Annotated in this window: 9 protein-coding genes; 3 read left to right on the top strand and 6 right to left on the bottom strand. The window is 38.1% G+C overall.

Annotated elements, in window-relative coordinates:
- Positions 1 to 48 precede the first annotated feature (48 nt).
- The 5 genes from B4J23_RS13135 to B4J23_RS13115 all read right to left on the bottom strand — a co-directional run bounded on the left by B4J23_RS13135 (position 49) and on the right by B4J23_RS13115 (position 2452).
- Positions 49 to 330, bottom strand: a complete 282-nt coding sequence (locus tag B4J23_RS13135) for an addiction module antidote protein (protein WP_000985610.1) — start codon at positions 328 to 330, stop codon at positions 49 to 51.
- A complete protein-coding gene (locus B4J23_RS13130; RefSeq protein WP_000286964.1) occupies positions 331 to 633 on the bottom strand; it encodes a type II toxin-antitoxin system RelE/ParE family toxin in 303 nt (100 codons plus the stop codon).
- A 158-nt stretch (positions 634 to 791) separates the two neighbouring features.
- Positions 792 to 1223: a MarR family winged helix-turn-helix transcriptional regulator gene (locus tag B4J23_RS13125; RefSeq protein ID WP_005108698.1), complete on the bottom strand. Its 432-nt coding sequence runs from the start codon at positions 1221 to 1223 to the stop codon at positions 792 to 794.
- A gap of 6 nt (positions 1224 to 1229) precedes the next feature.
- Positions 1230 to 1658: an organic hydroperoxide resistance protein gene (locus tag B4J23_RS13120; RefSeq protein ID WP_005108699.1), complete on the bottom strand. Its 429-nt coding sequence runs from the start codon at positions 1656 to 1658 to the stop codon at positions 1230 to 1232.
- A 374-nt stretch (positions 1659 to 2032) separates the two neighbouring features.
- The gene (locus B4J23_RS13115) at positions 2033 to 2452 is read right to left on the bottom strand and encodes a MarR family winged helix-turn-helix transcriptional regulator (RefSeq protein ID WP_180025083.1); all 420 of its coding nucleotides are present in this window, start codon (positions 2450 to 2452) and stop codon (positions 2033 to 2035) included.
- 185 nt (positions 2453 to 2637) lie between these two features.
- Here B4J23_RS13115 and B4J23_RS13110 point away from each other — a divergent pair, with 185 nt between their 5' ends.
- Positions 2638 to 3651 carry an alpha/beta hydrolase gene (locus B4J23_RS13110; protein ID WP_262738917.1) on the top strand — a complete coding sequence of 338 codons (1014 nt, stop codon included), beginning with the start codon at positions 2638 to 2640 and terminating at the stop codon, positions 3649 to 3651.
- A 240-nt stretch (positions 3652 to 3891) separates the two neighbouring features.
- Here B4J23_RS13110 and B4J23_RS13105 read toward each other — a convergent pair whose 3' ends face one another.
- Positions 3892 to 4305, bottom strand: coding sequence for an ester cyclase (locus tag B4J23_RS13105; RefSeq protein WP_262738918.1), 414 nt, complete (start codon positions 4303 to 4305; stop codon positions 3892 to 3894).
- 128 nt (positions 4306 to 4433) lie between these two features.
- Here B4J23_RS13105 and B4J23_RS13100 point away from each other — a divergent pair, with 128 nt between their 5' ends.
- Both B4J23_RS13100 and B4J23_RS13095 read left to right on the top strand, forming a co-directional pair.
- Positions 4434 to 4775, top strand: a complete 342-nt coding sequence (locus tag B4J23_RS13100; protein WP_262738919.1) for a winged helix-turn-helix transcriptional regulator — start codon at positions 4434 to 4436, stop codon at positions 4773 to 4775.
- A 213-nt stretch (positions 4776 to 4988) separates the two neighbouring features.
- Complete coding sequence (locus B4J23_RS13095) at positions 4989 to 6323, top strand: ISNCY family transposase (protein ID WP_291361189.1); 1335 nt, start codon at positions 4989 to 4991, stop codon at positions 6321 to 6323.
- The last annotated feature ends 1038 nt before the right edge of the window (positions 6324 to 7361 follow it).

The following is a 7361-nucleotide window of genomic DNA, read 5'->3' as shown; positions in this document are numbered from 1 at the left end:
AATTGTGGGACAGCAATGGCTTTAAGCTCCCTTTTTTACTAGTTTTTTTTAAATTGCTAAGCGTAAATTCAGTGCTTTTACCACTTTAATGACAGTATCAAAGCTTGGATTTACATCGCCAGAAAGTGCTTTATAAAGACTTTCTCGGCCTAAACCTGTGTCTCTTGATAATTGAGCCATTCCTTTAGCTTTAGCAATATTACCTAAAGCTTTTGCAATGAATGCCGCATCACCATTAGATTCATCTATACAGGCTTGTAGGTAAGCTTGCATATCTTCTTCTGTTTTAAGATGTTCAGCACTGTCCCATTTACGAAGTTTGATAGCCATTTACAGCTCCTCCTCTAAATCTTGTGCTAGTTGTAGGGCAAGTTTTATATCTTTACTTTGCGTAGACTTGTCTCCGCCTGCTAAAAGAATAACGACCCTTTGCCCTTGCTTACAGTAATAGATCCTGTAGCCAGGTCCAAAGAAGAAACGTAATTCAGAGACACCTTCACCGACTGGCTCAGTATCTCCAAAGTTTCCATCTTCAACCCGATCAATTCGGACTTGTATACGCCTTTTTGCCTGCTGGTCTTTTAACTTAGTAAACCAGTCATCAAAGACTTCAGTGGTGTATATTGAGTACATAAGAGTAATGTATCCTATAGGATACATTTATGCAAGAAATAAACTTGAATGTATGGGGCTTATAACAGAATTTCGTATAACGCGTATTATGTTAATTTTAGAAAAATTAATTAATTTTCAGAATCATAGTGACTCATATCACCAGATAATAAGATTTCTTAAATTTTCTCTGATAACACTTTAACCAATGACTTTAATTCTTCTTTTAGTTTATTTAAATTTTCAAGTTGAATACTTTGAGTCAGCTCTTTAGGAATCATTTCTGCGGCAGCTCGTAGCTCTCGACCCTTTTCTTTTAATGAAATAAGGACTCTTCTTTCATCATTAGGATCACGTGATCGATTAATAAGTTCAGACTTTTCCATTCTTTTTAGTAAGGGCGTTAGTGTCCCACTATCCAGGTGTAAAATTTGTCCAAGATCACCCACACTTACACATTCTTTTTCCCATAAAACCAACATCACTAAATATTGAGGATAAGTGAGTCCGAGAGGTGTAAGAAAAGGGCGATAAGCTTTTACGATTAAATTAGATGCAGCATAAATAGGAAAACATAGTTGCTCATCTAGGCAAAGCTGATTCTTGGACATAGCTTTTTATTTGGTATAGACAGTGGTCGATACCTGTATATTACCTCGAATAGCGTTGGAATAAGGACATACTTGATGCGTTTGTTCCACGATCTTCTCTGCATCAGCTTGTGAAATACCTGAAAGAGTGACATCTAAGTGTACTGTTAAGGAAAATCCACCATTGCCATTAGCAACCATGCCAACAGTACTCAGGACTTCTACATCGTTATCACGGATTTTATGTTCTTTATTGCTACGAGTTACATGGATCACGGCATTTCCAAAGCATGCAGCATAGCCAGCTGCAAATAATTGCTCAGGATTCGTTGCATCACCTCGACCACCTAATTCTTTTGGCAAAGCTAATTTTAGTTCTAAGATACCATCTTCACTACGAATATTCCCTGAACGTCCACCGATTGCTTTAACTTGGGTAGAATAAAGATTACTCATTTTAATTACCTTTAAATAATATATTGTGTGCAATATAATTGTATAAAATTTAATTTATGTCAATTTTTTTATATGCGATTTAACATAATGGCTGTTATACGAAATTAAAAAACCTAGGCCAATGCCTAGGTTTTAAATTTTAAAAAATACATAAAAAGTTAATGTGATAGATTCAATTTTTCAGCTCCGTATAACGTGTATTATGTTAATTTTAGAAATACTTAATGCTGTGCCTGTGTGTATGCTTTAAAAGCAACAAGAGACATTTTTCACTTTTATCTTTTTTTATACTGCTGAAGATATCCTTATTAAGAATAAAATCAATTGCTCAGATTCCAATGTAAACAGCATTCGTTCTCCTAAAAAATTAATTCTTATAAATCTTGCAATAAGTTCTTGGATAGCTGTTTTAAATTCTCTAGTTCCTCATCACTCATCCGCATTGAACAGCGCATCTGATTCGGTATTTCCAGAATTTGCTCTTTCAAACCTCTAGCCTTATCCGTCAGGATGACCTTTTTTACCCGCTCATCTTCAGCAACAGATACTCGGTTTAAGAACTCTTTAGCTTCAAGTTTCTGTACCAGTGGCGTTAACGTTCCTGAGTCGAATAACGTCTTTTCACCGAGCTCTTTTAAAGAAATATTATCTTGGTCATACAAGGCCAGAAGAACGACAAATTGAGGGTAAGTCAGATCAAATTCTTTCAGGAATGGGCGGTACTGTCGGGTTAATGCATTCGATACAGAGTATAAAGAGAAACAAAGCTGTCCACCTAAGATGCTGTTATTCATAACTTTACCAACCTATTCCAAATAATATCTAAAAAATATTATAAATAATTCTTGACCAAAAGTAACTTGCGTGCAAGTATTATGTACACAAGGTTAGCCGAATGGCGATTTAAATAAATCAGCTTCTGGATAGAAACCAACACATTGCTTAAAAAAATTCTCGACCGTTATAGTGAGTTAGCGCCATGAAAATCGTATCTGCTTTATTAACTTCTGCCGTATTCGCATCTGCGGCAGCATCAGCACAACCTGTTAATGCTCCAGCACCAACTGCAGGTGTTAAAGCGTTCCTTGATGTCTTAAATTCAGGTAATGGCAAGCTTATGGAACAAATGTCTCCAGCAGAAGCTCGTCAGGTCCTTATTGGAGCTCAGCAAGGCGTTGTTCTTCCTCCTGCTCAAGTCTCTGATAAAACGATTCAGATCAAAGGTCAAAGCATCAAGCTGAAAATCGTGAAACCTGAAAACACTAAAGGAACGCTGCCTGTCTTCATGTTCTTCCATGGTGGCGGCTGGGTACTGGGTGACTTCCCTACTCATGAACGCTTGATCCGAGATTTGGTGCGTGAATCAGGCGCTGCAGCGGTTTATGTGGATTACACGCCTTCCCCTGAATCTCACTTCCCAGTCGCGATTGACCAAGCTTATGAAGCAACTAAATGGGTGGCTGAGCACGGTAAAGAAATCGGGGTGGATGGTACGCGTTTAGGATTAGTAGGTAACAGTGTAGGCGGTAACATGGTTGCTTCTGTAGCGCTGCAAGCGAAGCAGTTCGGCGGTCCAAAAATCCGTTACAACGTAATGCTTTGGCCAGTGACTGATGCAAACTTTGATAATGAATCATATAACACTTACGCCAATAATCACTTCTTAACCAAAAATATGATGAAATGGTTCTGGGATAATTACACCACTAAAGCATCTGACCGCAACAATATTCTGGCATCTCCACTTCGCGCCAGCAATGAGCAGCTGAAAGACTTCCCACCAACACTGATTCAAACTGCTGAGTTAGATGTATTACGTGATGAAGGTGAAGCATTTGGACGTCATTTGGATAAAGCTGGTGTACCTGTAACCGTTACCCGTTATAACGGTATGATCCATGATTATGGTCTACTCAATCCACTCAGCAATGAGCCAACGGTAAAAACTGCTCTATCTCAAGCAGGATCTGAACTTCAAAAACATTTGAAATAAAGGCTTGTCTGACTTAATGAAATAAAGAAGCCCAGATCTCATATCTGGGCTTCTTTATTTCTATGATTTCATTTTAGAAAATAGTAACCTGCCGAGATAAGACAATCCGACTGAATCAAGATCTTCTGAATAGAGAATCTATTTAAAACACTATAACAGTCTCATTTTTGAGCTTGAAGGCCAGACTTTGCATAGTTGATTACATATTCAACACTCAAATATTTATATCATCTATTTAAGTTAGTTCAACTGCTGCTGCATGATCGATGCAGCATTGTAGCAATGGAAAGAAATTATTTTTCCATTCTCAATATGAAATACATCACAGCAAGGAACATCTATCGTTTTCCCTGTTGGCGCAAGCGTTCCTTCAGGTGTAACGAGTTCCCCAGTATGAGTACCGCGAATTGCAAGTTCAACGACAACAGTACCATTCATAGCGTAAGTGCTAAAAATTTCACGATGAATATCAGGAAATGCTGCAGCCATACCACTTGCTACCATGACAATATTTTCCCCACGAAATTCCATTTCAGCTGGAACATTCAGAACGTATCCCTCATCCGAAAAGAATGAAGTAAACCTATTCAGGTCAAGGGTTTTACCTTCAGCTGCATTGTATAATTCTCTAATTATCTCAAGATCATTCTGCATCATATATTCCTTTAAGTCTGGATTCCGCCAACCAATGCCATATCACATAGATCTATTGGACAAAAAGAAGTATAGACAATAGGTTACTTAAAGAGTAGAACCTACCAAAAGGTAAGTGGAAGATTATTATGAATACATCATGTGGTTTAGATATTTCTTTAAAAATTATGGGGGGAAAATGGAAGCCTTTAATCCTCTATCATCTTCAGAATGGACCATTACGATTTTCTGAAATAAAAAGAAGTATGGGAAGCATCAGTGAAAAAGTGCTGATTCAACAGTTACGCGATTTAGTCGCAATCAATGTTCTTAATAGACATGATTATAAGTGTGTACCGCCAATGGTTGATTACTCTCTTACACCTTTTGGCGAAACACTTGTACAAGCACTGATTCCACTTTGTGAATGGGGAAACCAAAACCGTGAGCAGGTGACAAAGTTGTTACAGCCATCATCAGAGCTAAATTAAGAAAGCCTAAACTATAAACTTAGTTGGTAAGGTTGATAGAAAATGTATGCTACTAAACTGTGCAAACTCAACAGAGTAATCTCTCCATTTAACATAATGGTGGTTATACGAAATTTCGTTTGTTAGAAACCATTTAAAGTGTCTATATTCTCACCAATAAAAATGTCTAGTTTATGATGGTTTTTACCATCCTGGACTGGATATAAATTAGAGATGTTGATCACTATGTCTGACAAGGAAATTCAACGTCTTGCAGTTCTGCAAGACGTTCGAGATCATCGTATTACCCAGGTCCGTGCTGCTGAAATCCTGAATCTTTCCACTCGTCAAATTACCCGGTTATTGCAGAAACTCAATCAAGACGGTGTTTCAGGTCTGGCACATGCCAGTCGTGGTCAACCTGGCCATCATCGCCATGATGAGTTATTAAAATCAAAATGTCTTTCCATTATTTCGGAACATCTGCTGGGCTTTGGACCTACCTTGGCGCATGAGAAGCTCAGCAGCATATTTGACCTGAATATCCCGGTAGAAACGGTTCGGCGCTGGATGATGGCCAATGACCTCTGGATTCCGCGATCCAAGCGCCTTAAACGTCCATATCAGCCACGTTATAACCGGGATTGCTTCGGTGAGCTGATCCAGATTGATGGCTCATATCATGACTGGTTCAAAGGACGCGCTGCTAAGTGCTGTTTATTGGTGTATATCGATGATGCCACTGGAAAGCTGTTGCATCTACGCTTCTGTGAGGCGGAAACCACCTTCGACTATATGCTTTCAACCCGAGCCTACATTGAACAATACGGCAAACCTCTGGCCTTTTATAGCGACAAACATTCGGTATTCAGAGTTAATCAGAAATCCAGGAAAGACAGCCAGATCACGCAATTTGGGCGGATTCTGAACGAGTTAAATATTGATATTATCTTTGCCAACTCACCACAGGCTAAAGGTCGCGTAGAACGCGCGAATAGAACCCTTCAAGACCGTTTGATCAAGGAGATGCGTCTGGAAGGCATCAGTTCAATTGCCGAAGCCAATGCATGGCTACCCTGCTTCATTGAGCACTTCAATCAGAAGTTTGCCAAGTGTGCGAGAAACTCGAAGAATTTACATCGATCTTTAACGGAATCTGAAGCTGAGCTGGAGGATATATTCACTTGGCAGGAACCGCGTAAGGTCACGAAGAACCTAACCATCACCTATGACAAGTGTATTTATCTGCTTGAACCGACAGAGCTGAATCATAAGCTTGTTGGGCAATACATTTCATTTCTGGAGTACCCGGATGGCACTGTGGCCCTCATGCATGAAGGACGGAAGATCAACTATAGCGTCTTCAATAAACTGGCTGGACTACAGCAGAATGAAGTGGTTGAGAATAAAAGATTAGGCTCAGTTCTGGCGCATATCCAGCAACAACATGAAGAGTTGGAGAAACAGAATAAACGTTCCCGTCTCAAGAAAAGTATGCCGAGTCGTAAAGCTCAGAAAGCTGTTATTGAACAAAGAAAGTTAAATCCTGTGCTTGACTCTTGTGGTTAAAAACAGGACATTTTAAATGGTTTATCACATAGACATTTTAATTGGTGAATAACAGAATCTGTAAGCCCAAAATAGAAATGTCCGGTTTCTCCAAAGTAAAAATGTCGGCACTGGCTCTTTTATTTGCGGTTTACACCCGAATTTCGCATAAGAGTTTTTATGTTAAATAATGGTTTTTATATGATCTAGTATTTCTAAATATAAGTGCAATTTTACTAAGGTTGCTTAGATGCTATGGAATCTAAATATCTAAATTGTTCATCCCCCTTTACTTCATTTTCATGTTTAATCACCGCTATTAGTAAAACTATGGTCATAGCCCCAGCTAGATAGGTGATCTTTTTTCTCATGATTTCCTTATAGTGAAATTCTTTTTGCTTATTTTATATAAATCATAAAATTGTGATATATACCAATCTGCTAGGCAACTTAGTCCTATTCCAAATAACCCAAAAAATCCGATATCTTTGTAAGCTTTAACCCACAAAAATTGGGGGATAGTTTTCGAAATAGAGTCTTTGATAAAATAGTAAAAATCAATAAATACCTACTTTTTAAACTATTATCATTGAGAGAATATTACAAAGTTGCTTAAAAAAGCCGACTTGGAAACAAGTCGGCTTTTCGACATCGTCGAGCACATTTTTTATATCATAAATTTCCGATTTTTATAATTTTCAAAGTCTATCTTTCAGTTCTTTATACAACAAAGCCGAACTGAATTAAAAATAGAAATGTAGTTGAGCTGATGCTTGCTCATTTCTTTATTTTTAGTAATTGAGGTGAACATACTGTCAGTACATGGTAGTTATAAGTAACGTGTAACTTTGTTTGCACAAAGATTTGAGTTATGCCAAGTGATGGATTGATTTGTACTTAAAATTTTAAGCTTATCCACTTGCTTTGCAAGCCACTACACTTTATTTACAATCCTATGTTGTGGAAGTAAGGGATCTTGTACTCGCCCAGTATGTTCAACTTGATTATATCTAAAGGACTATTAGGCTTCAATCAAATGTAAGCGTCCGCTGAACCCCA

Origin of the sequence: Acinetobacter sp. UBA3025, from assembly GCF_002367915.1 — a bacterium.
GTDB lineage: Bacteria > Pseudomonadota > Gammaproteobacteria > Pseudomonadales > Moraxellaceae > Acinetobacter.
The sequence above is the reverse complement of the archived record's forward strand: the minus strand, read 5'-3'. Positions and strand labels throughout refer to the sequence as shown.

What these genes read in the sequence shown, in the direction of transcription:
- B4J23_RS13100 (WP_262738919.1), top strand. Translation starts at nt 4,434, where the DNA reads ATGAATACATCATGTGGTTTAGATATTTCTTTAAAAATTATGGGGGGA.
- B4J23_RS13130 (WP_000286964.1), bottom strand. Translation starts at nt 633, where the DNA reads ATGTACTCAATATACACCACTGAAGTCTTTGATGACTGGTTTACTAAG.
- B4J23_RS13125 (WP_005108698.1), bottom strand. Translation starts at nt 1,223, where the DNA reads ATGTCCAAGAATCAGCTTTGCCTAGATGAGCAACTATGTTTTCCTATT.
- B4J23_RS13105 (WP_262738918.1), bottom strand. Translation starts at nt 4,305, where the DNA reads ATGCAGAATGATCTTGAGATAATTAGAGAATTATACAATGCAGCTGAA.
- B4J23_RS13135 (WP_000985610.1), bottom strand. Translation starts at nt 330, where the DNA reads ATGGCTATCAAACTTCGTAAATGGGACAGTGCTGAACATCTTAAAACA.
- B4J23_RS13120 (WP_005108699.1), bottom strand. Translation starts at nt 1,658, where the DNA reads ATGAGTAATCTTTATTCTACCCAAGTTAAAGCAATCGGTGGACGTTCA.
- B4J23_RS13095 (WP_291361189.1), top strand. Translation starts at nt 4,989, where the DNA reads ATGTTGATCACTATGTCTGACAAGGAAATTCAACGTCTTGCAGTTCTG.
- B4J23_RS13115 (WP_180025083.1), bottom strand. Translation starts at nt 2,452, where the DNA reads ATGAATAACAGCATCTTAGGTGGACAGCTTTGTTTCTCTTTATACTCT.
- B4J23_RS13110 (WP_262738917.1), top strand. Translation starts at nt 2,638, where the DNA reads ATGAAAATCGTATCTGCTTTATTAACTTCTGCCGTATTCGCATCTGCG.